The following is a 25,902-nucleotide window of genomic DNA, read 5'->3' as shown; positions in this document are numbered from 1 at the left end:
TATAAAGCTAGATTTTTAATAATAAAGGTGGGTATAAGTTATGAGCAAAACGATTCTTTTTACTGGGGGCGGTACAGCCGGACACGTTATGATTAATATTGTATTAATTCCTAAATTTATAGAGCAAGGATGGAGAGTCGAGTATATTGGATCCAAAAATGGAATTGAAAAATCATTAGTGAAAAATGTTAAATACAATAGTGTTTCAACGGGCAAGCTTAGGAGATATTGGGATTGGGAGAATTTTAAAGATCCTTTTAAAATTATAAGCGGTTGTTTACAAAGTTATAAATTAATTAAGAAAACAAAGCCTGACGTTATCTTTTCAGCAGGAGGATTTGTTTCAGTTCCTGTAGCTATAGGAGCATGGTTAAATCGTGTGCCTATAATTATACGTGAACCAGATAGCACATTAGGACTTGCCAATAAAATAGCATTACCTTTTGCTACAAAGCTATGCACAACATTTCCTCAGACAGGAGAAAATGTAAGTAATGAGAAGAAGGTTTATGTAGGACCGATTGTAAGGGAAGAAATTGAGAAGGGTAACGTATTACGAGGAAGAAGATATTGTGAATTTCAACAAGATAAACCAGTGTTATTAATTATGGGTGGGAGTCAAGGTGCTAAATGGATAAATGATATGGTAAGGAAATGTTTAGATACAATACTATTAAACTTTAATATTATTCATATATGTGGTAAAGGGAAGGTAGACCCATCTATTGGCATGGAGGGGTATATGCAATTTGAATATATAGGAGACGAGTTGCCGCATATACTAAATATGGCAAGTGTTGTAGTTTCCAGAGCGGGTTCTACTGCTATTTCTGAATTGTTATTTTTGAAGAAACCGATGTTGCTTATCCCGTTAACTAACAGTTCCAGTAGGGGAGATCAAGGTTTAAATGCTGAATATTTTTCACGGCAAGGATATGCGGAAGTAATACTCCAAGACAGAGTAAATACGAATACATTTATAGATGCAGTAAATAAGTTGTATACAAATCAGGAGAAATATATTCAAAACATGAATGAATATAAAAAAACAAATGATGAGGGGATTCATCAATTAGTAGATATAATAAATGATGTGGTGAAGTAATAGAAATGTAAATGGAAAAACAAAAGGAAAGAAGGTATCTTCTTTCCTTTTTACTATATTTGTTCAAATTTATTGTTAGTTATTCCAATTAGCTATGTAATATGGGTGAATGCCGTTTTCTAATAGCTCAGTAAATGCATCAATATGAATAGGCTTACTGTAATAATAACCTTGAATAAACTGACATTTATTTTTTTGAAGGAAATTTACGTGCTCTTTCGTTTCTACACCTTCAGCAATGACAGACATTCCTAGTGTATTTGCTAATGTGATGATTGTTTTAATAATTTCCATTCCATCATCACATGTTTCAGACATTGTAATAAATTCTCTCGGAATTTTTAATGTATCAATTGGATATAAAGGTAAGTAGGCTAGCGAAGAATAACCTGTACCAAAGTCGTCGATTGAAATGTGAATCCCTAGACTTTTTAGTGTACGCAGTTTTATCAATGTTTCTCGTTCATCCATCATTGCAATTCGCTCTGTTAATTCAAGATCAAGAGAGCTTGCTGGTAAACCTGTATTTGTTAAAGTAGAAGAAATAGACCTTACAAAATCCTCTTGTTCAAATTCTTTAGCAGATAAATTTACACCTATTTTTAAATGTGAATATCCGAGTCCGTGCCAACGTTTCATTTGCTTACAAGCCTGCTCTAATGTCCATTTTCCTATTGAAATAATTTGTAGTGTTTCTTCTGCAATCGGAATAAACTCGTATGGAGAAATAATACCTAATTCAGGATGATTCCACCTAATTAAAGCTTCTGCACCGATGATTTTATTAGATTCACTATCAACTTGAGGTTGATACAAAAGGAACAATTCTTCATTTTGTAGTGCGTTTGGTAAATCTTTTTCTAATCGTAATCGTCTTTCAATTTTTTTAGCGATTACATCGTCATAAATAGAGAGAGAGTTAAGCTCTTTTGCTTTTGCATCATACATTGCAACATTGGCGTTTTTCAGGAGTGTAGCGGTATCGATTCCGGAATGTGGATAAATAGCGATGCCGATACTCAGTGATAAAGTTAATTTATGCTCATGTATGATAAATGATTTTTTCATGCATTCAAATAATTGGTTACATAATTGGAATAAGTAATCTTCGTCAGTATAGTTTTCAATTATGATTGTAAATTCATCGCCACCGATTCTTGAAAGATGAGTATGTGATGGAAGACATGATTGGAATCGCTTTGCTACTTCTTCTAATATGTAATCTCCTGACGAATGTCCAAGTGTATCGTTAATTGCTTTAAAGCGATCTAAATCTAAATATAATAATGCAAACTCGCTTTCTGCTATTTTAGCATTTTTTATAACTCTCTTTAATTTTTTATGAAAAAAGGCACGGTTCCCAATTTTCGTTACTGTGTCATGGAATGCTAAATATTTAATTTCTTCTTGCTGTTTTTTTAGTGCAGTAATATCTTTCACCATAATATAGCTTCCTGAAATTTGTCCGTCTATTATAATAGGAATGATTGTAACGTATAAAAAATAAGTAAAGCCATCTTTATATTGAGAACTAAGTTGTAAGGATGCCGATTCTTGTTGTTTCACTTTCTCTAATGCCAATGCTAGCTTATGCTTATCTTCATCTAAAATAATCGAAAAACAAGTTTCACCTAGTAACTCATCCGTTGGTGCACCAAGTAGTACACTCCCAGCCTTATTTACATTTAAGAATATTCCATTTAAATCAATGGTGAAAATAGGGTCAGGATGATATTCATATAATGATTTAAACTTTTGTTGTTTTTGAGAAAGAGCCTCTGATTTATGAACTAAATCAGACGTCCGTAAAGTAACTTTTTCTTCTAGTTGGGCATTAAATGCCTGCAAACGTTTTGTTAAGGAATTGTTTTGCATACGTACGATAGAATGACGAATGAGTACGAAAATAAAAGTAATACAATTTCCTGTAATGAGAGTTGAAGATGATGTTTGTTCTTTTAATGTAAACCCGATTAGTATTGCAACAGCAAGATAGGGAAATACAACTAAAGCTTTTTTTCCTATTATAGGGTTTACAATGAAATAATTTTTATGGCTATTATGATCTTCTGGAATAGAGCCAGCTATTGCAATAAGTAATATAGGTATTCTATATAAAAGACGTAATAATGTTATCGTTTCAGTTGATAAGTGGTTATTTAAGTAAAAATAAATATAGTTAAAAGTTGCAGAACTTATTAATACAAAAATAAAGATATAAATTTTCCGTTTGGATTTAAAAATTGTTGGACGGAAAAAGAGACTAACACCTAGCAGCAGAAATAATAAATCTGCAATTGGGTATAAAAATGAAAGGAAAACATCTCCTAGTGAAAGAGAGAATATATTTAAACTTGGTTGGTTAAATAAATACCATTCTAATGTAAATATGGAAGTAAGCACTATGCATATATCACAAATAAAGAACGCTTTTTCCCATTTATTGCATTCCTTTAAAATTTTATAGCAGAAAGCGATAAGACAGAAAAATAGAAAAAACATGTAAAATACATCAGAAACAGTAAAACGATGTATTGGAATTTCGAAGAAGCTATCCTGATATGTATATACTATTTTCCCTAATAAAAAACTACCAATTGCTATTGTAATACATATCCAAAACGGATTTGAACTGACTTTTTTAGAATATATAGAGTAAATCAGTGATACAAATGTAATGGCTTCAACGATAAGTGAAGCGAAGCGTACATCTGAATTTGAAAAATGAGTAGGGAACAGATAGAAAAACATAAAATAGATTGAATAGCATATTAATGTCCCAATTAATATACATAATTGTAAATTTTTATTTAATTTCAATGAAATCACCTTCTTTAATTATGTACTATGTTCGTTATATCTATACATAATAATATTATTTAAGAATTGTATCAGATTTCCTTATAAAAATCATGTTTATAAGGAAAGTGTTAAATAGTGTAAGTATTCTTAAAATTAAAAAACATTGTGGTTGATAGTATAGACTGTATCAAGATTTTAAATAGAAATTGTATATTTAGTCATCCTTTGAATTGTAAAGTTTTTTTAGTGATTTGTAAGTGGAGATGCAAAATTGCATATAAAATGATGAGGATTTTTTAGGCGAGATTTTTATTTTAAATCTGAAAATTAACATTTGTGAAAATATAGGGGAAGGATATAAAATAAGAACGTGTATTCTTACAGAGTGGATAGTATTGCCACTAAATAGGGAGGTTTTTTTATGATATATCGAATTAAAGATGCAGAAATATACTATGAAATTGTGGGAGAGGGTAAACCGGTCATTATCATACATGGCTGCGCCCCTGATCATAGGTTAATGATGAAATGTATGGAATCAGTATTTCAGAAATATGAAGGTTATAAGCGAATATATATTGATTTACCTGGTATGGGGAAATCGAACGCTCCAAATTGGATAAATAGTTCAGATCGTATAGTAGAAGTGCTTATCACATTTATTGAGGAAATCATTTCTACTGAAAAATTTTTATTGGTAGGAGAATCATATGGAGGCTATTTAGCCAAAGGTATACTTACAAAGATGTTTGAGAGAGTTAGCGGATTACTATTAGTATGTCCTGTTGTTGTAGCGGAGCCAGAAAAAAGGATTCTTCCAGATAAACAGGTAATTGTACAAGATGAGGAATTTTTAAATACGCTTACTTCCACGGAAAGAGAGAAATTTTGTGAGTTAGCTGTAATAGCAAATGAATATACATATACGCGATTTAAAGAAGAAATTAAGCCTGGGTTAGATGTTGCTAATTATGAATTTATTGAAAGGTTGCAAAAGAATTACTCTCTTACTATGGATTTTCAGCGTGAAAAATATGAAAAGCCCGTTCTTTTACTGACTGGAAGACAAGATATATCAGTAGGTTATCAAAATATTATAGAAATTATTGAAGAATATCCCAGGGCAACATTAGCAGTGTTAGATATGGCAGGGCATAATTTGCAAATTGAGCAGCCTGAATTATTTGAGAGTTTAGTAGGAGAATGGATTAGACGAACAAATCAGCACATTTTATAAAGTATTTTAGTATTACACTTAAGTGTTGAAATGGGATAAATGAACGTGATGTATTAACTAATAAACAATATTAAGGAGAAATTATGAGCACATATATTTATATGGTTAGACATGGTGAATCACCAAAACTAGAAGGAAATGAAAGAATGCGCGGGTTAACTGAGAAGGGACGTATGGATGCCCGTAGAGTAACTGACATATTAAAAGCGGAGAAAATTGATACTTTTATTTCCAGTCCCTATAATCGGGCTATGTTAACGATAGAGGAGTCAGCTAATTTCCATGAAAAAGAAATAGTAGTATATGAAAATCTTAAAGAGTGTATGTTTTCAAGTGAGGGTCAGGTTATATCAGACAAAGAGGTGTATCCACTTGTACAGAAGATGTTCTCTAATCCGGACTTTTCACGAACGGAAGGAGAGTCATATGCAGATTGCCAGAGAAGAGTAGTGAAAGTATTAAAAGAAATCTTAATAGATTTTCAAGGACGCAAAATTGTAATTGGTACACATGGGCTTGTCATGACATTAATGATGAACTATTTTGATAAACAATATGGTTTTGAATTTTTAATGAATACGTCAAAACCGGATATATATAAGATGGAGTTTAAAGAAGAACAATTAATGAATGTAGAGAGATTATGGAAAGCGGAATAAAATTAGTTGCATGGATTTTGTTGTAAAAGTTACTTTTATAGCAAAGTCTTTTTTTGAATAGAAAGCATCTTTATCAACTATTTTTAGAATGTTAAATCAATAAGTAATTATTCAGTATTTGAATAAATTATGGGGGAATTGGTTTAGGGAAACAATTTTAAATGTGTCAAAACTCCAAACGTTGGATTTATATTCAATAGGAGAAAAAGATGTAGAATTTTGTCTTACAGTCCCCGTTTACTTTTCATTTCATTACATATAGGCTTTGTGGTGTAAGGGGGACATCACCTTTACGCAAAATCTATAAGGAGGTCATTGTAATGAAACAGATTAAAAAGTTTGCGGGAGTTGCTTTAGCGGGGACGATTGGATTAAGTGGACTACTGTTTTTAGAACCAAGTGTAAGCGTTGCGGAAGCACAGCAAGTGAAAGTGGAAAATTTCAATACAATTGATGTAACGATGGATCTAAATGAATTGTATGTATTAAGTGGCAGAAGTATTGATATTCTTTCTGGAGATAAAGAAGCAATTCAGTTAAATAAATACACAATTAGTTTTAATAAACCTGGGAAGTATGTGATTAAAGTAAATGGTTGTATTTATGATGATGTATATACTTTTATTGTGAATGAGTAGTATATATTCTTAAATTGCGAGATAAAAACAGAAACACCCTATTTGCGGCGGGAGTCGTAAATAGGGTGAATTTATTTGCATTAAGCTGTACTTTAAATATGTTCACTAATTTTCTTTTTGTTATGTAAAGTATGTAAAAGTGTTTGAAACATCTTAAATGATTGCTGAAAGATTGGACTTTGAATAAAGGTGTACAGAAAAGTTACGATGAAAACAGGACCGCCTAGCATAAATCCAACAACTAGTACAATACATTCTACTATGATTCTAGCACGGCTAATAGAAAGTCCTGTTTTGTCGGAAATAGTAAGCATGAATCCATCACGGGGGCCAGCGCCAATCCCAGCTGCAACGTACATCCCTCCCCCGATACCTGTAATGGCAATACCAGAAAATAAAATGAGTAAGTTTATCCATAAATAATTACTAGCGTCTGGAAGCATGTTTGATTGTAAGAAAAAGTCCATAATGGGACCGATAAGTAGTGCATTCAAAAATGTACCGACATTTATATATTTTCGATCTACTAGTAAAGATATTAGAACGAGACATAACCCACATATGACACTCCACGTACCAATGGTCCATCCAAACTTTTGGTAGAGAGCCATATTTAAAACTTCCCAAGGGTGCAAGCCTAGAAATTTAACTTTGACCGCAAGAGCATTTCCAAGGCCAAAGAAAATTAATCCTAAGAAAAAAAGAAAATAGCGAAAGAGAGTTAGCCTCATCTTTAAAACCTCCCATATTTTATAATTATGTATGTTACCTGTTACGGTTTTAATGTACAAATATTATGTCTTTTTATCATTCGTTTAAAAATGTTAACAATGTAAATGAAATATGTATCTTCACAGTCAAAAAAGTTAAAATATTTCGTTTTAAGGATTATAATGGAGAGAGAAACGTAAAAGGGAGTGAATGAACTTGAAACAAGAACTTATTGAAAGATTTACGAGATATGTAAAAATTGATACGCAATCAAATGAAGAAAGCCATACAGTACCAACAACACCAGGACAAATTGAGTTTGGTAAGTTATTAGTGGAAGAGCTAAAAGAAATTGGGTTAACAGAAGTAACGATGGATGATAATGGCTATGTAATGGCAACACTTCCAGCTAATACGGACAAGGATGTTCCTGTAATCGGATTTTTAGCTCATTTAGATACGGCAACAGACTTTACAGGGAAAAACGTCAAGCCACAAATTCATGAAAATTTTGATGGTAATGCAATTACGTTAAATGAAGAGCTAAATGTTGTGTTAACACCAGAGCAGTTCCCGGAATTACCATCATATAAAGGGCATACCATTATTACAACTGATGGTACAACACTTCTAGGAGCAGATGATAAAGCTGGTCTTACAGAAATTATGGTTGCAATGAACCATTTAATACATAATCCGCAAATTAAGCACGGGAAAATAAGAGTAGCATTTACACCGGATGAAGAAATTGGTCGTGGGCCAGCGCATTTTGATGTAGAAGCGTTTGGTGCATCATTCGCTTATACGATGGATGGAGGTCCATTAGGTGGTTTAGAGTATGAAAGTTTTAATGCTGCAGGTGCTAAGTTAACGTTTAACGGAACGAATACACATCCTGGAACAGCGAAAAATAAAATGCGCAATGCAACTAAACTGGCTATGGAGTTTAATGGGCATTTACCAGTAGAAGAGGCGCCAGAATATACAGAAGGCTATGAAGGATTCTATCATTTACTTTCTTTAAATGGTGATGTTGAGCAAAGTAAAGCGTATTATATTGTTCGAGACTTTGATCGTGAAAATTTTGAGGCACGTAAAAATAACGTTAAAAATATTGTGAAGAATATGCAAGAAAAGTATGGTGAAGATGCAGTCGTCTTAGAAATGAATGATCAATACTATAACATGCTTGAAAAAATTGAACCGGTAAGAGAAATTGTTGATATTGCATATGAAGCAATGAAAAGTTTAGACATTGAACCAAATATTCATCCGATTCGCGGAGGCACAGATGGATCACAATTATCATATATGGGATTACCGACGCCGAATATTTTCACTGGTGGTGAAAACTATCACGGTAAATTTGAGTATGTTTCGGTAGATAATATGGAAAAAGCCGTTCAAGTTATTGTAGAAATTGCAAGACGTTTTGAGGAGCAAGCTTAAAAAAGAACCAAGTAGTACGAATGTGCTACTTGGTTCTTTTAATATAGTACTCGCCATAAATAAAAAGTTGCATAAGACTCCCAATTAGCCCAGTTTGCCGCGAAATCTTTTATTTCATTTTTAGTCGGTTTATTTTCGGAACCTGTTATAAATTTAATTGCATTATGCAGACCAACATCATCAATTGGAAAAGCTGAAGGAAATCTTAAACAACGCATTAAAACATAGTTGGCAGTCCATGGGCCTATACCATGGATAGCGGTTAATTGTTTCTCAGCAACCTTTACATCTTGTGTTTGCAGTAAATCCTCTTTTGATAGTTTTCCCTCTGTAATAAGCTTCGCAATACCGATTAAATATTCACATTTTCTAGTCGTCATTTTTAATTGTTGGAGATCTTCTACATGTAGATTTGCAATTGTTTCAGGTGATGGGAATATCCAATGCTTTCTACCGTCCCATTCTACATAACTTCCAAATTGCTCAACTAATCTTCTTTTTAGCGTATAAGCATATGATAGGTTAATTTGTTGACCGATAATTCCCCAGGAAAGTGCCTCAAATAAGTCTGGAATACCTAAAGTACGAAGGCCATAATATTGTTCAATTGGTCCTTGAAGGAGTAAATCATGTTTAGCTAATGTATAAAAGGGGGCTAAATCAGTAGTTAAATCAAACCATTCTTTTACATAGTTAGCTACAGCTTCACGTATCGATTTTTCAGATGTGTATGATTCTTCTAAACAAAGTATTTGAATATTGCCATCTGTATTCACACTAATTTCAACTAAAGGATTTACATCTTGAACAGGGATAACTTTATAAATTTTGTTATCTTCAATATGGAACATACATTCATTGTTAGAACGTGATAGATAACGTAAATTTTCTTGGAAACAAAATTCTTTTGGAACTGCTATAGATAATGCGCTATTATATTCTGCTGTCATATGAATTCCACCTGCAATTTTTCTAATGTAAGCAATTTTTTCTTCATTTCTAATCCACCCCTAAATCCGGTTAGTTTCCCATTCTTCCCAATAACGCGGTGACAAGGAATGGTAATAAGAAGAGGGTTAGCAGCAATAGCAGAAGCAACGGCGCGCACAGCTTTAGGTTTTTGAATTCTTTCAGCAATTTCTGTATAAGAATAGGTCTTTCCATAAGGAATTTCACGTACCGCATTCCAAACAGATGATTGAAAATTAGTTCCATAAGCATCGATAGGGAATGTAAAAGTTTCTCGCTTGCTTTCTAAATATTCGATAATTTCTTTCGTATATATTTGCAAGTAATCTGGACTATGGATCAATATATGTTGGGGCAGTTTTTTTCTAGCCCATATATTTAATTCTTCAAAGTTTTCGTCTTGTGATCCAATGAAACATAGTCCATTTTCAGTTGCAGCAATATGAAATCGCCAATTTTTATGTGTAAGTAGCGTCCAATATATATAATTATTTTTGTAGGAATTCATTATCGTATCCCTCTTTCATTTCGTTCTTTTCTCGATATTCAGTAGGAGTAAATCCGGTTTTCTTTTTAAATAAAGTTGCGAAATACTCTGGGTTTTCTATCCCGACAGCAGTACTAATTTCTTTAATAGATTGATTTGTGTGTAAAAGGTATTCGGTTGCTTTAAGAACCCTGAATTGTTGTATATATTCTATAGGAGTTAGCCCTATTATTCTTTTGAAAGTACGCTGTAAATGAAAAGGGCTACCGTGACACATTTCCGCAAGCATGTCGAGAGTTAAGGATTCGTCATAATGCTTTTCGATATAGTCTTTAATTTGTTCTACCCACTCTTCATTAGGTAAAGTGATCCCGTTTGGCTTACAACGTTTGCACGGGCGAAAGTTTTCACTTAATGCTTGTTCTGCATGATGAAAAATTCGTACATTGTTTCTATTCGGTATTCTTGATTTGCATGATGGCCTGCAAAAGATTCCAGTTGATTTCACAGCATAAAAGAATTTGCTATCATAGGAAGAATCATTATGAATAATTGCATGCCAATACTCACTCGTTAATGTTAACCCTTCATTGTGCAAAAACATCACCTCTGAAAGTAGTATAACCTGAATAAAGTGCGTATGTACGTATTTACAAATGTAAGAGCAAGATTACAAAGATGAACATATGATTGTTTTTCTATTTTGTGATAGCATGAACTTTGAAAGTGAACATCAAGAGGAGGACTATAAGTGAAGTTAATTTCATGGAATGTAAATGGTTTACGTGCAGTTATTGCAAAGGGTGGATTTTTAGAATATCTCGAAGAATCTAATGCAGATATATTTTGTCTGCAAGAGATTAAATTGCAAAGTGGCCAAATTGATTTAAATCTAGAGGGATATTATACATACTGGAATTACGCTGTGAAAAAAGGGTATTCGGGAACGGCTATTTTTACAAAAAAAGAACCGCTTTCTGTTACATACGGCTTAGAAATTGAAGAGCATGATCAAGAAGGGCGACTTATTACATTAGAATTCGAAGATTTTTACATGATCACGTTATATACACCAAATTCAAAACGTGGATTAGAACGATTAGATTACAGAATGAAATGGGAAGATGATTTCAGATCCTATATCAAACGATTAGATGAGAAAAAACCAGTTATTTTTTGTGGAGACCTAAATGTTGCTCATAAAGAAATCGATTTGAAAAATCCAAAAAGTAATCGTAAAAACCCTGGATTCTCCGATGAGGAACGAGAGAAATTTACATGTATTTTAGAAGAAGGATTTATTGATACGTATCGTTACCTTTATTCTGATCAAGAAGGTGCATACTCGTGGTGGTCGTATCGTATGGGCGCGAGAGCGAAAAATATCGGATGGCGTTTAGATTATTTTGTTGTTTCGGAAAGAATGAAAGACCAAATAACAGAAGCGAAAATTAATAGTGAAGTAATGGGATCAGACCATTGTCCAGTTGAATTACATATAAATTTCTAAAAAAAGAAGTATCTCCCTAAAATCAGGCGGATACTTCTTTTTTTAATTCAGTTTGTTAAAATTTTTCAAATCATTCTTGAAATAATTTCATATTAAATATATACTTAGTAACGATAATCATTATCAGTAGAAACGGTTATCAAGTGATGAAGGTGTAAAAGAATTATAGTCTAGGGGAAGTGAACGTGAATGAGTTCTGGATAAAATTATTAATCTAATGAAATATATATTTGAGACAAGGTTCATATAGTTAAATTTTATTGAGAATATAGTTTGAAAATTCGAGAGGAGACATATAAAGATGAACAAGAAATTATTTACTTTAGGGATGGTTACAGTTTTAAGTGTAGGTTTAGCGGCATGTAATAGTGCGGATAAAACTTCAGGCGAGCAAAAACAACAGACAAAAGCTACGGAAACGAAAAAAGATGAAAAACGAAAAATTACATATTTAGGTAAAGAATATACAGTGCCAGCAAAAGTAGATAAAATTGCGACAGCTAGTTTAGAGTCAATGGAAGATGCGGCGGTACTTGGAATTAAACCAGTTGGTGCCATTACTGTAGGTGGTAAATTACCAAAATACCTTGAAAAAGAGTTAGAAGGTGCGAAATCTGTTGGTGAGAAAATGCAACCAAATTTCGAAACATTACTACAATTAAAACCAGATGTTATTACATCGAGTACGAAATTCCCAGCAGAAACAGCTGAAAAGTTTACGAAAGTGGCTCCTACATTCCCGGTATCACACGTTTCAACAAATTGGGAAGATAACTTAAAGTTAATGGGAGAATTAACTGGTAAAAAAGATAAAGCAGAAAAAATTATTAAAGACTACAATTCGGACGCTGAAAAAGCAAAAGCAAAACTAGGAGATAAGTTAAAAGATAAAAAAGTACTTGTCATTAGATTAAGAGCAAACGAATTATTCTTATATCCAGATGGAGTATACTTCAACCCTGTAATTTATAAAGATCTTGGACTAACTGCTCCAGAACAATTGAAAACTGTAAAAGCACAAGAGAAAATTTCATTTGAAAAACTTGCTGAACTTAACCCAGATTATATTTTCTTACAATATGAGGCAAGTGAAAATAAAAACCCGAAAGTGTTAGAAGAAATTGAAAGTAATCCAATTTGGCAAAGTATGAATGCTGCGAAGGAAAAGAAAGTATTTGTAAATGTTGTAGATCCAATGGCACAAGGTGGTACTGCTTGGAGTAAAACAGCATTCTTAAAAGAAGCAGTGAAAAATTTATCTAAATAATACAATAAGTAAGGTGCGTTGAATGATATGCAGAAAACAAATGCAGTACCAGTAACCATATTATGTATAGCACCCATACTCATCTTATTTACAGTTATACTTTCGATTTTGTATGGGGCGAAAAGTATTGATGCTGAAACAGTGTGGAACGCATTATTTCATTTTGATTCAAGCGATGTAAATCATAATATTATTATTACTTCACGTTTACCAAGGGTAGTTGCAGCTCTTTTAGTCGGAGCATTTCTAGCCATATCAGGAGCACTTATGCAGGGGATGACAAGAAACTATCTTGCATCCCCTTCTATTATGGGTGTGACGGATGGCGCTGCCTTTGTTATTACACTTTGTATGATCTTTCTTCCGGGAATGTCATCAATTGGTATGGTTTTATGTTCAATGATTGGTTCTGCACTAGGAGCCGGTATCGTGTTTGGTTTTGGTTCGCTCCTTCAAAATGGCTTATCACCAGTTAGGTTAGCGATTATAGGGACAGTTATTGGAACATTTTTAAGCAGTGTATCGGCTGCAATGGCTTCATATTTTCAAATTTCTCAAAATGTTAGTTTTTGGTTTAATGCAAAATTAGATCAAGTAGATCCTAATATCATTAAAATCACGATACCGTTTGGGATAATTGGAATAATTTTAGCGCTGTTAATATCAAAATCTATTACCATTCTTTCATTAGGCGAAGAGGTTTCTATTAATTTAGGGCAGCGTACAAAACTAGTTAAAGCGATGGCAATTTTATCAGTTATCTTTTTAACAGGAACAGCAGTTGCTTTAGTGGGGAAAGTTGGTTTTGTAGGTTTAATTATTCCGCACATTACTCGCTTTATAATTGGGGTAGATTATAAGTGGATTTTGCCATGTGCAGGCGTTATTGGTGGCGTTTTCTTAGCGTTATGTGATGTTTTAAGTAGATTTGTAAATTATCCATTTGAAACGCCAATTGGAGTCGTAACATCTTTAATTGGAATTCCTTTCTTCCTTTATTTAATTCGTACAAGAGGAGGAGAGAGACATGCTTAAAAGTTCAAGTCAACGTTTTGGAATGACGATGGGGATTATTGTATTTTTAATACTATGTGCCATTTACATTAGTTTAACGAATGGTACGTTTGATATTACGATTACAGATGTATTTAAAACACTTTTTAGAATTGATCCAGTACCAGAACATGATTTAGTTATTTTTGAGTTTCGCCTTCCGCGTATTGTAATTGCTGGATTAGTAGGATTAGGCCTTGGTGTTGCGGGTGCCGTTATTCAAGGGATTACAAGAAATGGATTGGCAGACCCAGGTATTTTAGGCGTAAACGCCGGAGCAGGAACAGCCATCGTTATTTTTATGTTTTTCTTTCAAGGGCAACTAAAGAGCACAGATTGGATTTCTATAATGATGATGCCTATGTTTGGTTTAATAGGTGGATTAGGTGCAGCGCTAATCATTTATTTGTTTTCTTGGAAAAACGGTAAGTTAGATTCGCAACGACTGTTATTAACAGGGATTGCAATCGGTTCAGGGTTTGGAGCATTCTCTATGTATTTATCACTCAAAATGAAGTCAACCGATTTCGAGATGGCTGCAGTGTGGGTGTCTGGAAGTATATATAGTGCAAACTGGAAGTATATTGTGGCTATGTTACCATGGCTTATTATCTTAATTCCGCTTATACAAAAGAAAGCTTATTTATTAGATTTATTTCAATTGGAAGAAACGAGTATTACAAGTTTAGGTGTTTCAGTAGAAAGAGAGAAATCGATTTTACTGTTAAGTAGTATCGGACTTGTGAGCGCATGTGTTGCTGTTTCAGGGAGTATCGGTTTTATTGGACTAATGGCACCGCATATAGCGAAAAGACTTGTCGGTATTCAACATAAGTATATAATTCCTACGTGCGGCGTAATAGGAATGTTTCTTGTAATTGCTTCAGACTTTATTGCGAAAACAGTTTTCACACCTGTAGAGCTACCAGTTGGAATCGTTATTTCTATTGTCGGTGTACCGTATTTCTTATATTTACTTTATAAGGCGAAAGCGTAAGAGGAGGAATAAAAGTGAGTATTTTAAGTGCAAAAAATTTAGAAACAAGTTATGAAAAGCTTACAGTGTTTCGCGATTTAAATGTGGAAATACAAGAAGGAAAAGTAACGACAATTATAGGTCCAAACGGTTGCGGTAAATCGACATTGTTAAAAACAATGGGAAGAATTTTAAAACAAAAAAGCGGAAAAGTATATTTGCAAGGGCAAGATTTACATACAATTCCAACGAAAGAAATTGCGAAGCAGTTAGCTTTACTCCCGCAAACGCCAATTGCACCAGGTGAACTTAAAGTGGAAGAATTAATTTCTTATGGACGCTATCCACATCGAAATAACGTAAATAAGTTAACGACAAAAGATAAAGAAATGATTGATTGGGCATTAGATATAACGAAAACTTCTGAATTTCGGACGAGACAAATTGCAAATTTATCGGGCGGTCAAAGACAAAAGGTATGGCTAGCGATGGCATTAGCACAAGAGACAGAAGTGTTGCTATTAGATGAGCCAACTACATACCTTGATATGTCTCATCAATTAGATGTATTACAAATTGTGGAGAAGTTAAATAAAGAACATAATTGTACGGTTGTTATGGTATTACATGATATTAATCATGCAGCAAGGTTTTCAGATGAAATTATTGCAATGAAGGAAGGAGAAATTGTTATAACTGGTAGCCCAGAAGAAATCATTACAAATGAAGTGTTAAAAGAAGTATTTCATATTGATGCGCGTGTCATGATTGATCCGTATAACGGGGCTCCTGTTTGTTTCGGTTATGATAGCGTTGTATCTCAAGAAGAAAAAATCGAAATATATGTAACAAGTTAAAAAGGGGGGGATAGGGTGAATACTACAGTTGAAAAACAGCAGATTATAACATCTAATACAGAGCAGTGGAAAATGTATTCAAAATTAAAAGGTAAAGAATATCAAATTCATATTTCAAAGCCGAGGCAACCAGCACCGGATTCAGGATATCCTGTCATTTACGTATTAGATGGCAATGCCTTTTTTCAAACATTTCATGAAGCAGTTAAAATACAATCAGTAAGAGCGGAAAAAACCGGTGTTTCACCAGCTGTTATAGTAGGAGTGGGTTATCCAATTGAAGGCGCATTTTCAGGGGAAGAAAGATGCTATGATTTTACGCCTAGCGTAATTTCAAAAGATGCTCCTTTAAAACCAGATGGTAAACCGTGGCCTAAAACAGGAGGAGCACATAATTTCTTTACTTTTATTGAAGAAGAACTGAAACCACAAATTGAAAAGAATTTTGAGATTGATAAAGGTAAGCAAACGTTATTTGGGCATTCTTTAGGTGGACTATTTGCTCTCCATATACTATTTACAAACTTAAATGCTTTTCAAAATTATTTTATTAGTAGTCCATCTATATGGTGGAATAATAAATCTGTACTTGAAAAAGAAGAGAACCTTATACATGAATTAAACAATGCTAAGTTTGAAACAGGAGTGTTCCTTACAGTTGGGTCACTAGAACGAGAGCATATGGTTGTAGGTGCAAATGAATTATCAGAGCGCCTTCTCCAAGTAAACCACGATAAACTTAAATTTAAGTTTTATGAAGCTGAAGGGGAGAATCATGCATCTGTTGTGCCGACGTCTTTAAGTAAAGGATTGAGATTTATTAGTTACGTATAGGAAAAAAGGTAAGCAATTGCTTACCTTTTTTCCTTATTGTTTAAAGGCAACGTATCCATCAATTAAAAAACTAGTGAAAAAGCGAGTCATTTGAGTAAAGCCACATTCCTCCATAATGGTTAATAAATTAGCTTCGGAAATAGGAAATATTTCTGTTTCAAAAGAATTTTCAAATCGGTCCCAATCTTCTAATGGAATTTGATTTTGCATCATATGGTTGCGCCAAGCATGTAATTGTGTAGAAAACATACTTGTATGGGGTACACCATTTATTGAAGAGAGAAAGAATGGCGCACCAGGCTTTAGGCGACTACTAATATCATTAATAAGTTCTTTTTTCTCCTTATTAGTTGGAATGAAGTGCAGGACAAGCATACAGGTGGCAGCGTCAAATAACTGATTTGGTAATAATGTATGGATAGTTCCATGTACAAGATGAACATGGTTTTGTATGCCTTCGTTTTTAATTCTTTTTTTAGCTAACTGTAGCATGCTTTCAGATGGATCGACCCCTGTAAAAGATAAATTGTTATTTTGTTTGCCTATTGAGAGAATTTCTTGTCCGCCACCAGCACCTATAACTAGTAAATTTGGATTCATGTTTTTTATAGGGAGTGTAGTAAATAAAAAATGGTTCATCATTTCATATAGGTGGTAGTAGCCTGGGATTTTACATGGAATTCTTTGTTCATATGAATTTACGGTAGTATCATTCCAATTCATTTTTAACCTCCTAAGTATGTGTTTTATAGGTTTATTATGAAATGAAATTATGAAGGGGAACAATCCCGTAAATCTGGGGGGGAAGAGGATGCATGAAAAAACAATGAAAGAAATTAAAATGGTAGCGAATCATATAAGTTCTATAAGATCATTTCAAGAGTCATTTCTCCACTTGATACGTAAAGTTATTGATTTTGACGCCGCTTGTTTTACAACTATAGACCCAATTTCTTTTTTATCTACTGGGGCATTTACCGATGAGAGTGTTGAAAAGATTCATCCACAATTGTTTATGAATGAATTTTTAGAAGATGATTTTAATAAATTTAAATGTTTAACAGAACACTCTCCTCATGTTGCTTCTCTAAGTATGGCGACAAATGGTGAACAAAAGAAAAGCTCTAGATACCGAAATATTTTAAAACCAGCAAGTTTTGGAGATGAATTAAGGGGCGTTTGTATGAGTAAGGGGAAATGTTATGGCCATCTTAGTTTATTTCGAGGAAGTATAAGTCCCGCTTTTCATATCGATGATTGTAAGTACTTAGCAACGATAGTCCCAATCGCTGGAGAGGCTTTAAAGAAGACAGTTTCTATACCTTTTTCAGAAGAGAAGGTGATAGGCACAGGTACGATTATAGTAAGTGAGGATTTTAGTGTATTATATTGGAATCAAGGTGGCAGCGAGTGGCTTTCAAATCTTAGAAAGCATGAACAGTTAAATATAAAAGAAATACCAAGGCCAATACGTGCGGTTTGTTCGAAAGTAAAGGCTAACGAGTATAATGTAGGGTGTATGAATAGAGAAGAAAACGTTTGTCTACCTTTAGCCTATGGCCATTTTTTAATCATTCGGGCTAGTAAGTTAGAACGTACAAGTAGTTTTCAAGGTGGTTATATTGTTCTATTCGAAAGAGCAAGACCGGAAGAGATTTTTCCACTTATTATGGAAGCTTATAGTTTTACAATACGTGAGAAGCAAGTAATACGTAAAATTCTTACAGGTATGTCGACAAAGGAATTAGCCCAAGAACTTTGTATATCTATATACACGGTACAAGATCATTTAAAATCCATTTTTGAAAAGACTGGGGTAAGTAGCAGAAATGAACTTGTGTGGGAAGTATTTTCGAAGTTTTGCTTTGATGTCAATGAATGAAAATAAAACAACTCTACAAAGATCACATGAAGTACGGTGGATGAGTTGTAGGATTGGACTTAAAAAGGTTATGGATGAAACGTTCCATAACCTTTTTTGATATGTAGAATTGTCCTTTTTGAACGTTTTGTTTCAACTTTTCGTCTAAAGAGACAAAAAGTTGTCACAATTCGGTCACAATTAGCATAAACATAAAATAGACGAAATGAACTTATTTCCAAAAAAGCTTAGTTCATTCCAATCATGATTCGTAGAGCTGCAAAAGCATGGATTAAAAGTTCACTATATTTTCAAGGAGGTAGATCGTATGAAAACTATTCTTGCTATCGCTGGGCTTATTTGGGTTTTATCACATGGAATTCCAATTTATGAAGGAGAACAAATTCGCAGTGCTCTGAATAAAAATTTTAATGAATATCATGTTATTGATCGGCAAGATAATGTTGTGACAGTTCGTGTAAATGACTGTTTTCATACGGTAACCGTGGAAGGAACTTCAGTAGTGAATGATGAAAAAGTATGTGATCAGCAATAATTATATATAGAAGGAAAAAAGTCTCAATTTATACACGTATAAATTGAGACTTTTGTATTTATGGATGAATAATAAGAGGGGATGGATAATCCCCTCTTATTATTTTTTTGAAAAAAGGAAAGGGTATCATGATAATTGAGGCTGAGAAGCTAATAAGTTGTTAAGAATAGGCATAAAGTGTAAATATACTCTTATGGGGTATCATGCGTAGATATTTAATGCTATAATTGGTATACTCATAAAAACAATTGTTTTATTGGATGAAGAGAAACTTTAAGAAGGTGATAATATGGATCATAAAGAGAATGAAGCAGTAACACATAGATCAGAAAAAGAAAAAGAACAGATTATAAATAGATTAAAGAGAATTGAAGGACAGGTTCGCGGTATTCAAAATATGATTGAAAATGATCGTTATTGCGTGGATATTTTAGTGCAAATTTCAGCGATTAATGCAGCGATGAAAAAAGTAGGAATGGGCGTTCTCAAAAATCATACGAGTCATTGTGTTTCAGGAGCTATTAAAAATGGAAATGGTGACGAAGCAATTGAAGAATTAATGACAGTATTTGAACGTTTTTCAAAAGCGTAAAAACAAGCTAGTATTTAACTGGCTTGTTTTTTTGTTTACCCTTATATTGGATTTTGGTGTATTGTAGTGAAAAAGTGTGTGTAAAATAAACTTTTAGAAAATAATTGAAAAATCATGATATAAAACCATTGATTACCTTAGGGGGGTATGGTAAGATGTAATTGTGATTAACAAACAATGAATAAACAAGAGGAGGATTTTAAATGGAACAGTTAACATTACAAGTTGAAGGTATGTCTTGTGGACATTGTGTAAATGCTATCGAAAGCAGTGTGAAAGAGCTAAACGGTGTTGAACAAGTGAAGGTTCAATTAGCAGAAGGAACTGTTGAAGTTACTATCGATTCGTCTGCTGTAACATTAAAAGATATCGTTGCTGTAATCGAAGATCAAGGATACGATGTTCAATAATTATTTTTAGATATGGAGATAAATCGTACTTTAAATGAAGTACGATTTATTTTGCTAATAATTATACCTCATAAGGGTATATAGAGGTGAGAGACATGAATGAAAAAAAAGAGGCCAATCTTCAAATATCAGGAATGACATGTGCGGCATGTGCAAATAGAATTGAAAAAGGTCTAAAAAAAGTAGAAGGTGTTCATGAGGCAAATGTAAATTTTGCGCTTGAAAAAACAAAGATAATGTACGATCCAACTAAAACAAATCCGCAACAATTTAAAGAAAAAGTTGAATCGTTAGGATATGGAATTGTAAGTGATAAAGCTGAATTTACTGTTTCAGGAATGACATGTGCAGCATGTGCAAATAGAGTTGAAAAGCGTTTAAATAAGTTAGATGGTGTGAACAAGGCGACAGTAAATTTTGCTTTAGAATCAGCCACAGTAGACTTTAATCCTGATGAAGTTAATGTAAATGAAATGAAGAGCGTGATTACGAAGCTAGGATATAAATTAGAAGTGAAACCAGATGATCAAGATGCATCAACTGATCATCGATTACAAGAAATTGAGCGACAAAAGAAGAAGTTTATTATTTCGTTTATTTTATCTTTCCCATTATTGTGGGCAATGGTTAGTCATTTCTCATTTACTTCGTTTATTTATTTACCAGATATGTTAATGAACCCTTGGGTGCAACTAACACTTGCAACTCCTGTTCAATTTATCATTGGTGGACAGTTTTATGTTGGGGCTTATAAAGCGTTACGCAATAAAAGTGCTAATATGGATGTTCTCGTGGCGCTTGGAACGTCGGCCGCCTATTTCTATAGTGTATATTTAAGTATTCAATCTATTGGTTCTTCGGAACATATGACAGATTTATATTTTGAAACGAGTGCGGTACTTATTACATTAATTATTTTAGGTAAATTATTTGAAGCGAAAGCAAAAGGGCGCTCATCAGAAGCGATTAAAAAATTGATGGGTTTACAAGCGAAGACAGCTACAGTTGTGCGAGATGGAACAGAAATAAAAATTTTGATTGAAGAAGTAGTAGCTGGTGATATCGTCTATGTAAAGCCTGGTGAAAAAATCCCAGTAGATGGGGAAATTGTAGAAGGAAAGTCAGCGATAGATGAATCGATGTTAACAGGCGAAAGTATTCCGGTTGATAAAACAATTGGAGATGGAGTAATCGGTTCTACAATAAATAAAAATGGGTTTTTAAAAGTGAAAGCCACTAAGGTAGGCAGAGATACTGCATTAGCTCAAATTATTAAAGTAGTAGAAGAGGCTCAAGGTTCAAAAGCTCCTATTCAAAGGGTAGCAGATCAAATTTCAGGTATTTTCGTACCAGTTGTAGTTGTGATTGCAATTATCACATTTGCAGTGTGGATGCTATTTGTTACACCTGGTGATTTTGGCGGAGCACTTGAGAAAATGATTGCCGTACTTGTTATCGCTTGTCCGTGTGCATTAGGGCTTGCAACGCCTACATCTATTATGGCAGGATCAGGAAGATCGGCTGAGTATGGTATTTTATTTAAGGGCGGGGAGCATTTAGAAGCAACACACCGATTAGATACAGTTATTCTAGATAAAACAGGTACTGTGACAAACGGGAAGCCGGTGTTAACAGATGTAATTGTAGCAGATGGATTCCGTGAAGAAGAAATACTACGTTTAGTAGGGGCAGCAGAAAGAAATTCTGAACATCCACTTGCAGAAGCGATTGTAGAAGGAATTAAAGAAAAGAAAATTGATATCCCAAGTTCAGAAACGTTTGAAGCGATTCCAGGATTCGGTATCGAATCAGTTGTAGAAGGAAAACAATTATTAATTGGCACACGTCGATTAATGAAGGAATTCAATATTGATATTGAAGAAGTTTCTAAATCAATGGAAGCGCTAGAACGAGAAGGAAAAACAGCAATGCTTATTGCAATCGATAAAGAATATGCCGGTATAGTTGCCGTTGCAGATACTGTGAAAGATACTTCAAAAGCAGCTATCGCAAGACTGAAAAAAATGGGTCTAGACGTTGTGATGATTACAGGAGATAATACACAAACTGCTCAGGCGATTGCAAAGCAAGTTGGTATTGATCACGTAATTGCAGAAGTATTGCCAGAAGGAAAAGCAGAAGAAGTGAAAAAACTCCAAGCACAAGGTAAGAAAGTAGCAATGGTTGGAGATGGAATAAATGATGCTCCTGCTCTTGCTACGGCGGATATCGGTATGGCAATTGGAACAGGAACGGATGTAGCGATGGAAGCGGCAGATATTACGTTAATCCGTGGGGATTTAAATAGTATTGCTGATGCGATCTTTATGAGTAAAATGACGATAAGAAATATTAAACAAAATTTATTCTGGGCATTAGCTTATAACGCGTTAGGAATTCCAATCGCGGCATTAGGCTTCTTAGCACCTTGGGTTGCTGGAGCAGCGATGGCATTTAGTTCTGTATCCGTTGTATTAAATGCATTAAGATTACAAAGAGTTAAATTAAAGTCTTAAAAAGCTACATTAAAGTAATTGAATAGAATTAAAAAACAATACTTTGAATAAGTATTGTTTTTTTGTTCGTATAGAAATTAAAACGATATAATAAAGAAGAAATATGGAATCGTATGTAGTAGAAAAGTTAAGAGGTAGTTTGGTAAGGAGACTTATATATGTTAAAAGATATTATAGTTAGAACATTTCAGAAAGAAGATTTAGAGCAAGTATTACAATTGTTCTATGAGACAGTTCATACGGTTAATGCAAAAGATTATAATGAGTTACAGCTACAGGCGTGGGCACCAAATCGACTAGATAGAGAAAGCTGGTTAAAGTCTTTAGAGAAGAATATTAGTTATGTAGCGGATCATAACGGTGTGATATTGGGATTTGGGGATTATAACGATGATCATTACGTAGATCGTTTATTTACACATAAAGATTATCAAGGGAAAAGAGTCGCTTCATACATACTACAGATGTTAGAAAAAGAAGCAGTGAAATTGGGGCATAGGGAGATATATACAGAGGCGAGCATTACCGCAAAACCTTTTTTTAAAAGTAAAGGTTTTATTTGCATAAAAGAACAAAAGAAACAGCATAATGGTCAGATTTTTATTAATTATGTTATGAAAAAAATATCCTTCTCATAAATGAGAAGGATATTTTTCATTATTTTACAGCTTCTTTTAGTTCTTTACCAGCTTTGAAAGCAGGTACTTTAGAAGCTGCGATTTGCATTTCTTCACCAGTTTGTGGGTTACGGCCTGTACGAGCAGCTCTTTCGCGAACTTCGAATGTACCGAATCCGATAAGTTGTACTTTTTCACCAGCAGCTAAAGTGTTAGTGATTGATTCTACTACAGTTTGTACAACTACAGTAGCTTCTTTTTGAGAAATCTCAGCATTTTGTGCTACGTTTTTAATTAATTCTGTTTTGTTCATGTTTTTCACCTCATATGTAAATAATGCTATTTAAGTTGTTATTATAACGTATAAAACATTCGAGAACAAGTGTACGTACATATATTCGCAAAAAAAATGAAATTTGTAATATTTTTTAGGACACTTTATAGACATTCCATTTAAGCGGATAGAGATTTGTTCTTCATTTCAGTCTTCTCTTGATGAGAAGGTAGTTTCTTATTATAAGATATGAAGTAAGGTAGTGCTACAAATAACATACCCCCTACTAAATTTCCAAAGAAAACAAAAATAAAGTTTGGAAAATATTCAGCCCAAGTGAAATGACCGGCAAAAATCGCAGCTGGGATGACAAACATATTGGCTACAACGTGTTGAAATCCAATCGCAACAAAAGTCATAACTGGGAACCAAATACCGATAATCTTTCCGATAAATTCTTTACTTCCCATACTGAGCCAAACAGCTAAACAAACGAGCCAATTACATCCGATTGCAGAAATAAATGCTTGCAATGGTGTATCTTGTAGTTTCGCTTGAGCGATAGAAATAGTTTTCGCTAAAAAAGCTCCTTCAGTTAAGCCGACGATATGACCGAAAAAATAGGCTACGAATACAGCTCCTATGAAATTGCTAAATGTAACAATAACTAAATTTCGTATGAAATAAAATAAAGTAATTTTCTTTTGGAACCAGGCCATAGAAACTGTCATCATGTTACCAGTAACTAGTTCACCGCCTGCAAGAATAACGAGAATAAGACCAATAGGGAATACAGCAGCGCCTAGAAAACTAGAAAATGATCCCCAATATTTTGGCATTGTCCCAATAACATGAATATCGAGTAAATACCCTAATGAGATAAAAGCACCACCAAAAAAACCAAGAATTAGCATAGGGAGCAATGATAAATGACCTTTTTTCCTTCCTGAATTCGCAGCAAGTTTCGTAATTTCTTCTGGTGTAAATACAGACATGAATAACCCCTCCGTAATAAAATGATGGAATGAATAGAAAAAATTCAAAAATCTACGTATTATAAAAATATGTTATGACTTCTGTATAAAATTGTCAAAGTGAATAGAGAGGGAACGACATATTGATAACATTGTTCATGTTGTCACATTAATGTAACAATAAGGATTTAAAGTGTTTCTAGAGGTGAAAACATGAATACGAATCATGTAAAAAAAGAACGAAAAAAATCAATCGTAAAGATATTTATTATTATTTTTATAAGTATATTAATGATACCAGTAAGTTTGTATTATTATGCGACAGAAATAGAACGAAAATTAGTAACAGTTACGTGGAATGAAATAGAAGCTTCTGCAATTCCTAAAGAATTTAATAATAAAAAAATATTACAGTTTTCAGATGTACATTTAGGACCAGAGTTTACACTGAAACAACTTGAACATTTAGTGGAGAAGATGAATGAATTACATCCAGATATAGTAGTTTTTACTGGAGATTTAATAGATAAATTTGGGTCTTATAGTGCGGAAAGAGAAGAAGCGAAGGCTATTTTGCAGAAAATTTACGCTCCCTTAGGGAAATATGCTGTGTTTGGGAATCATGATAGGGGCGGGGGCGGTAGTTTATTTTACAAAAAATATATGGAGGAAGCTGGTTTTTCTGTATTAGTAAATGAAGTGCAGAAAATTAAAGTGGAAAACGGCAAATATATTACAATATCAGGTTTGGATGATTTTCTATTAGGGAAGCCGCAAATAGATTCAACTTTAAAAAACTTGAAACAAAATGATTTCAACATGTTATTAGTACATGAGCCGGATGTTGTAACCAAAATCAATCGTTACCCAGTTGATCTTCAACTGTCAGGACATAGTCACGGAGGACAAGTCCAAATTCCTTTTGTAGGTCCGTTAATTACTACCAAACTAGCTGAGAACTATGTTGAAGGTATGTATGAAGTAGAGGGGAAGAGTAAGCCGTTATATTTATATGTAAATCGTGGCATTGGGACTACTAGGATGCCTGTTAGATTTTGGAGTGTACCTGAACTTTCAATTTTTGTGTTGAAGCAAAATAGTGACTAGAATAGTAGGAGGACTTTTAGAGAAAGTTCTCTTTTTTTAATGGTTAAATACTGAATATTATGTAAGTTTTGTTTAAAGTGTTAAATAAAGAAAGGGGAATTTCTAGGATAGAAACATGGCATAAAGAATTGGAAAGTTTATATAACCAAATAGTTTCATGACGAAGAGATTTTCATCAATATCCAGAGCTATCGTTGCAAGAAATAGAAACGCCGAGAAAAATAGCTGAAATCTTAAAAAGTTTTCATATTGATGTGAAAACAAATATCGGGAGCAGAGGAGTAATCGGCGTAATTGAAGGTGGAAGACCTGGGAAGACGATAGCGCTACGTGCTGATTTTGATGAACAAGCAATGTTAATTGGTGGTAAATTACTTTTAAGTCTTGTGAATAGTTATGTAAGAGATGAAAAAGAATCTCTTCATCATGTAGAAGTGAAAA

At 33.6% G+C, this 25,902-nt stretch carries 26 protein-coding genes and 1 pseudogene; 19 read left to right on the top strand and 8 right to left on the bottom strand.

The window, feature by feature from the left end; genetic code table 11:
* Positions 1 to 40 precede the first annotated feature (40 nt).
* A complete protein-coding gene (locus tag AC0ONG_RS17135; protein ID WP_000047566.1) occupies positions 41 to 1,105 on the top strand; it encodes an undecaprenyldiphospho-muramoylpentapeptide beta-N-acetylglucosaminyltransferase in 1,065 nt (354 codons plus the stop codon).
* 75 nt (positions 1,106 to 1,180) lie between these two features.
* Here AC0ONG_RS17135 and AC0ONG_RS17130 read toward each other — a convergent pair whose 3' ends face one another.
* Positions 1,181 to 3,925, bottom strand: coding sequence for a sensor domain-containing protein (locus tag AC0ONG_RS17130; RefSeq protein WP_000773541.1), 2,745 nt, complete (start codon positions 3,923 to 3,925; stop codon positions 1,181 to 1,183).
* A 403-nt stretch (positions 3,926 to 4,328) separates the two neighbouring features.
* Between AC0ONG_RS17130 and AC0ONG_RS17125 the strand changes: the two genes are divergently transcribed.
* The 3 genes from AC0ONG_RS17125 (at position 4,329) to AC0ONG_RS17115 (ending at position 6,441) form a co-directional block, all read left to right on the top strand.
* Positions 4,329 to 5,144, top strand: coding sequence for an alpha/beta fold hydrolase (locus AC0ONG_RS17125; protein WP_000640338.1), 816 nt, complete (start codon positions 4,329 to 4,331; stop codon positions 5,142 to 5,144).
* 83 nt (positions 5,145 to 5,227) lie between these two features.
* On the top strand, positions 5,228 to 5,803 hold the full coding sequence (locus tag AC0ONG_RS17120; protein ID WP_000109172.1) for a histidine phosphatase family protein: 576 nt from the start codon (positions 5,228 to 5,230) through the stop codon (positions 5,801 to 5,803).
* A gap of 320 nt (positions 5,804 to 6,123) precedes the next feature.
* Positions 6,124 to 6,441 (top strand): hypothetical protein, encoded by a 318-nt coding sequence (locus tag AC0ONG_RS17115; RefSeq protein WP_000809494.1) that lies wholly within the window; start codon positions 6,124 to 6,126, stop codon positions 6,439 to 6,441.
* 92 nt (positions 6,442 to 6,533) lie between these two features.
* On the opposite strand, the gene AC0ONG_RS17110 is transcribed toward AC0ONG_RS17115, so the two are convergent.
* Positions 6,534 to 7,172 (bottom strand): YczE/YyaS/YitT family protein, encoded by a 639-nt coding sequence (locus AC0ONG_RS17110; protein WP_001241258.1) that lies wholly within the window; start codon positions 7,170 to 7,172, stop codon positions 6,534 to 6,536.
* Positions 7,173 to 7,368: 196 nt separating this feature from the next.
* Here AC0ONG_RS17110 and pepT point away from each other — a divergent pair, with 196 nt between their 5' ends.
* Positions 7,369 to 8,601: a peptidase T gene (gene pepT / locus AC0ONG_RS17105; protein ID WP_000807013.1), complete on the top strand. Its 1,233-nt coding sequence runs from the start codon at positions 7,369 to 7,371 to the stop codon at positions 8,599 to 8,601.
* A gap of 38 nt (positions 8,602 to 8,639) precedes the next feature.
* On the opposite strand, the gene AC0ONG_RS17100 is transcribed toward pepT, so the two are convergent.
* The 3 genes from AC0ONG_RS17100 to AC0ONG_RS17090 are packed head-to-tail and all read right to left on the bottom strand — an operon-like array spanning position 8,640 to position 10,655.
* Positions 8,640 to 9,551, bottom strand: coding sequence for a DNA-3-methyladenine glycosylase 2 (locus tag AC0ONG_RS17100; RefSeq protein WP_000123502.1), 912 nt, complete (start codon positions 9,549 to 9,551; stop codon positions 8,640 to 8,642).
* Positions 9,548 to 10,078: a methylated-DNA--[protein]-cysteine S-methyltransferase gene (locus AC0ONG_RS17095; protein ID WP_001089834.1), complete on the bottom strand. Its 531-nt coding sequence runs from the start codon at positions 10,076 to 10,078 to the stop codon at positions 9,548 to 9,550. Before AC0ONG_RS17095 ends, AC0ONG_RS17100 begins: the two co-directional genes overlap by 4 nt.
* Positions 10,059 to 10,655, bottom strand: a complete 597-nt coding sequence (locus AC0ONG_RS17090; protein WP_000551297.1) for a bifunctional transcriptional activator/DNA repair enzyme AdaA — start codon at positions 10,653 to 10,655, stop codon at positions 10,059 to 10,061. The genes AC0ONG_RS17095 and AC0ONG_RS17090 overlap by 20 nt, the downstream gene beginning before the upstream one ends.
* Before the next feature lie 153 nt (positions 10,656 to 10,808).
* Here AC0ONG_RS17090 and AC0ONG_RS17085 point away from each other — a divergent pair, with 153 nt between their 5' ends.
* The 6 genes from AC0ONG_RS17085 to AC0ONG_RS17060 all read left to right on the top strand — a co-directional run bounded on the left by AC0ONG_RS17085 (position 10,809) and on the right by AC0ONG_RS17060 (position 16,554).
* Complete coding sequence (locus tag AC0ONG_RS17085; RefSeq protein WP_000767606.1) at positions 10,809 to 11,567, top strand: exodeoxyribonuclease III; 759 nt, start codon at positions 10,809 to 10,811, stop codon at positions 11,565 to 11,567.
* Positions 11,568 to 11,868: 301 nt separating this feature from the next.
* The gene (locus AC0ONG_RS17080; protein WP_001035504.1) at positions 11,869 to 12,834 is read left to right on the top strand and encodes an iron-hydroxamate ABC transporter substrate-binding protein; all 966 of its coding nucleotides are present in this window, start codon (positions 11,869 to 11,871) and stop codon (positions 12,832 to 12,834) included.
* A 27-nt stretch (positions 12,835 to 12,861) separates the two neighbouring features.
* Entirely contained in the window at positions 12,862 to 13,869 is a 1,008-nt protein-coding gene (locus AC0ONG_RS17075) for a FecCD family ABC transporter permease (protein ID WP_001173054.1), read from the top strand.
* Positions 13,862 to 14,884 (top strand): FecCD family ABC transporter permease, encoded by a 1,023-nt coding sequence (locus AC0ONG_RS17070; protein ID WP_000920455.1) that lies wholly within the window; start codon positions 13,862 to 13,864, stop codon positions 14,882 to 14,884. The genes AC0ONG_RS17075 and AC0ONG_RS17070 overlap by 8 nt, the downstream gene beginning before the upstream one ends.
* A gap of 14 nt (positions 14,885 to 14,898) precedes the next feature.
* A complete protein-coding gene (locus tag AC0ONG_RS17065) occupies positions 14,899 to 15,720 on the top strand; it encodes an ABC transporter ATP-binding protein (protein ID WP_000025762.1) in 822 nt (273 codons plus the stop codon).
* A 15-nt stretch (positions 15,721 to 15,735) separates the two neighbouring features.
* The gene (locus AC0ONG_RS17060; RefSeq protein WP_001098706.1) at positions 15,736 to 16,554 is read left to right on the top strand and encodes an alpha/beta hydrolase; all 819 of its coding nucleotides are present in this window, start codon (positions 15,736 to 15,738) and stop codon (positions 16,552 to 16,554) included.
* Positions 16,555 to 16,587: 33 nt separating this feature from the next.
* On the opposite strand, the gene AC0ONG_RS17055 is transcribed toward AC0ONG_RS17060, so the two are convergent.
* Positions 16,588 to 17,277, bottom strand: coding sequence for a class I SAM-dependent methyltransferase (locus tag AC0ONG_RS17055; RefSeq protein ID WP_001104344.1), 690 nt, complete (start codon positions 17,275 to 17,277; stop codon positions 16,588 to 16,590).
* 88 nt (positions 17,278 to 17,365) lie between these two features.
* Between AC0ONG_RS17055 and AC0ONG_RS17050 the strand changes: the two genes are divergently transcribed.
* The 6 genes from AC0ONG_RS17050 to AC0ONG_RS17025 all read left to right on the top strand — a co-directional run bounded on the left by AC0ONG_RS17050 (position 17,366) and on the right by AC0ONG_RS17025 (position 23,127).
* The gene (locus tag AC0ONG_RS17050) at positions 17,366 to 18,436 is read left to right on the top strand and encodes a helix-turn-helix transcriptional regulator (protein ID WP_000544759.1); all 1,071 of its coding nucleotides are present in this window, start codon (positions 17,366 to 17,368) and stop codon (positions 18,434 to 18,436) included.
* A gap of 307 nt (positions 18,437 to 18,743) precedes the next feature.
* Positions 18,744 to 18,971 carry a hypothetical protein gene (locus AC0ONG_RS17045; protein ID WP_000849105.1) on the top strand — a complete coding sequence of 76 codons (228 nt, stop codon included), beginning with the start codon at positions 18,744 to 18,746 and terminating at the stop codon, positions 18,969 to 18,971.
* Positions 18,972 to 19,260: 289 nt separating this feature from the next.
* Positions 19,261 to 19,563, top strand: coding sequence for a metal-sensing transcriptional repressor (locus AC0ONG_RS17040; protein WP_000349643.1), 303 nt, complete (start codon positions 19,261 to 19,263; stop codon positions 19,561 to 19,563).
* Positions 19,564 to 19,766: 203 nt separating this feature from the next.
* Entirely contained in the window at positions 19,767 to 19,973 is a 207-nt protein-coding gene (gene copZ, locus AC0ONG_RS17035; protein WP_000436973.1) for a copper chaperone CopZ, read from the top strand.
* A gap of 95 nt (positions 19,974 to 20,068) precedes the next feature.
* A complete protein-coding gene (locus AC0ONG_RS17030) occupies positions 20,069 to 22,489 on the top strand; it encodes a heavy metal translocating P-type ATPase (RefSeq protein ID WP_001003184.1) in 2,421 nt (806 codons plus the stop codon).
* A 158-nt stretch (positions 22,490 to 22,647) separates the two neighbouring features.
* The gene (locus AC0ONG_RS17025) at positions 22,648 to 23,127 is read left to right on the top strand and encodes a GNAT family N-acetyltransferase (protein ID WP_000910172.1); all 480 of its coding nucleotides are present in this window, start codon (positions 22,648 to 22,650) and stop codon (positions 23,125 to 23,127) included.
* Between the two features lie 19 nt (positions 23,128 to 23,146).
* Here AC0ONG_RS17025 and AC0ONG_RS17020 read toward each other — a convergent pair whose 3' ends face one another.
* Positions 23,147 to 23,419, bottom strand: a complete 273-nt coding sequence (locus tag AC0ONG_RS17020; protein ID WP_001043904.1) for an HU family DNA-binding protein — start codon at positions 23,417 to 23,419, stop codon at positions 23,147 to 23,149.
* A 140-nt stretch (positions 23,420 to 23,559) separates the two neighbouring features.
* Positions 23,560 to 24,375, bottom strand: coding sequence for a formate/nitrite transporter family protein (locus tag AC0ONG_RS17015; protein WP_000110552.1), 816 nt, complete (start codon positions 24,373 to 24,375; stop codon positions 23,560 to 23,562).
* Positions 24,376 to 24,567: 192 nt separating this feature from the next.
* Between AC0ONG_RS17015 and AC0ONG_RS17010 the strand changes: the two genes are divergently transcribed.
* A complete protein-coding gene (locus AC0ONG_RS17010) occupies positions 24,568 to 25,461 on the top strand; it encodes a metallophosphoesterase (RefSeq protein WP_001095333.1) in 894 nt (297 codons plus the stop codon).
* Positions 25,462 to 25,568: 107 nt separating this feature from the next.
* Positions 25,569 to 25,805: pseudogene (locus AC0ONG_RS17005) on the top strand (amidohydrolase); the annotation flags it as partial.
* Between the last annotated feature and the right edge of the window lie 97 nt (positions 25,806 to 25,902).

The sequence above is a fragment of the Bacillus sp. TCT6 genome (genome assembly GCF_056033845.1).
Note: the sequence above shows the minus strand (reverse complement) of the source record. Positions and strands in the feature narration are given on the sequence as shown.

Coding starts and splice junctions, on each gene's coding strand:
- AC0ONG_RS17045 (WP_000849105.1), top strand. CDS start 18,744: ATGAAAACTATTCTTGCTATCGCTGGGCTTATTTGGGTTTTATCACAT.
- AC0ONG_RS17030 (WP_001003184.1), top strand. CDS start 20,069: ATGAATGAAAAAAAAGAGGCCAATCTTCAAATATCAGGAATGACATGT.
- AC0ONG_RS17025 (WP_000910172.1), top strand. CDS start 22,648: ATGTTAAAAGATATTATAGTTAGAACATTTCAGAAAGAAGATTTAGAG.
- AC0ONG_RS17115 (WP_000809494.1), top strand. CDS start 6,124: ATGAAACAGATTAAAAAGTTTGCGGGAGTTGCTTTAGCGGGGACGATT.
- AC0ONG_RS17125 (WP_000640338.1), top strand. CDS start 4,329: ATGATATATCGAATTAAAGATGCAGAAATATACTATGAAATTGTGGGA.
- AC0ONG_RS17010 (WP_001095333.1), top strand. CDS start 24,568: ATGAATACGAATCATGTAAAAAAAGAACGAAAAAAATCAATCGTAAAG.
- AC0ONG_RS17015 (WP_000110552.1), bottom strand. CDS start 24,375: ATGTCTGTATTTACACCAGAAGAAATTACGAAACTTGCTGCGAATTCA.
- AC0ONG_RS17020 (WP_001043904.1), bottom strand. CDS start 23,419: ATGAACAAAACAGAATTAATTAAAAACGTAGCACAAAATGCTGAGATT.
- AC0ONG_RS17070 (WP_000920455.1), top strand. CDS start 13,862: ATGCTTAAAAGTTCAAGTCAACGTTTTGGAATGACGATGGGGATTATT.
- AC0ONG_RS17110 (WP_001241258.1), bottom strand. CDS start 7,172: ATGAGGCTAACTCTCTTTCGCTATTTTCTTTTTTTCTTAGGATTAATT.
- AC0ONG_RS17055 (WP_001104344.1), bottom strand. CDS start 17,277: ATGAATTGGAATGATACTACCGTAAATTCATATGAACAAAGAATTCCA.
- copZ (WP_000436973.1), top strand. CDS start 19,767: ATGGAACAGTTAACATTACAAGTTGAAGGTATGTCTTGTGGACATTGT.
- AC0ONG_RS17080 (WP_001035504.1), top strand. CDS start 11,869: ATGAACAAGAAATTATTTACTTTAGGGATGGTTACAGTTTTAAGTGTA.
- AC0ONG_RS17120 (WP_000109172.1), top strand. CDS start 5,228: ATGAGCACATATATTTATATGGTTAGACATGGTGAATCACCAAAACTA.
- AC0ONG_RS17050 (WP_000544759.1), top strand. CDS start 17,366: ATGCATGAAAAAACAATGAAAGAAATTAAAATGGTAGCGAATCATATA.
- AC0ONG_RS17100 (WP_000123502.1), bottom strand. CDS start 9,551: ATGACAGCAGAATATAATAGCGCATTATCTATAGCAGTTCCAAAAGAA.
- AC0ONG_RS17095 (WP_001089834.1), bottom strand. CDS start 10,078: ATGAATTCCTACAAAAATAATTATATATATTGGACGCTACTTACACAT.
- AC0ONG_RS17075 (WP_001173054.1), top strand. CDS start 12,862: ATGCAGAAAACAAATGCAGTACCAGTAACCATATTATGTATAGCACCC.
- AC0ONG_RS17040 (WP_000349643.1), top strand. CDS start 19,261: ATGGATCATAAAGAGAATGAAGCAGTAACACATAGATCAGAAAAAGAA.
- AC0ONG_RS17135 (WP_000047566.1), top strand. CDS start 41: ATGAGCAAAACGATTCTTTTTACTGGGGGCGGTACAGCCGGACACGTT.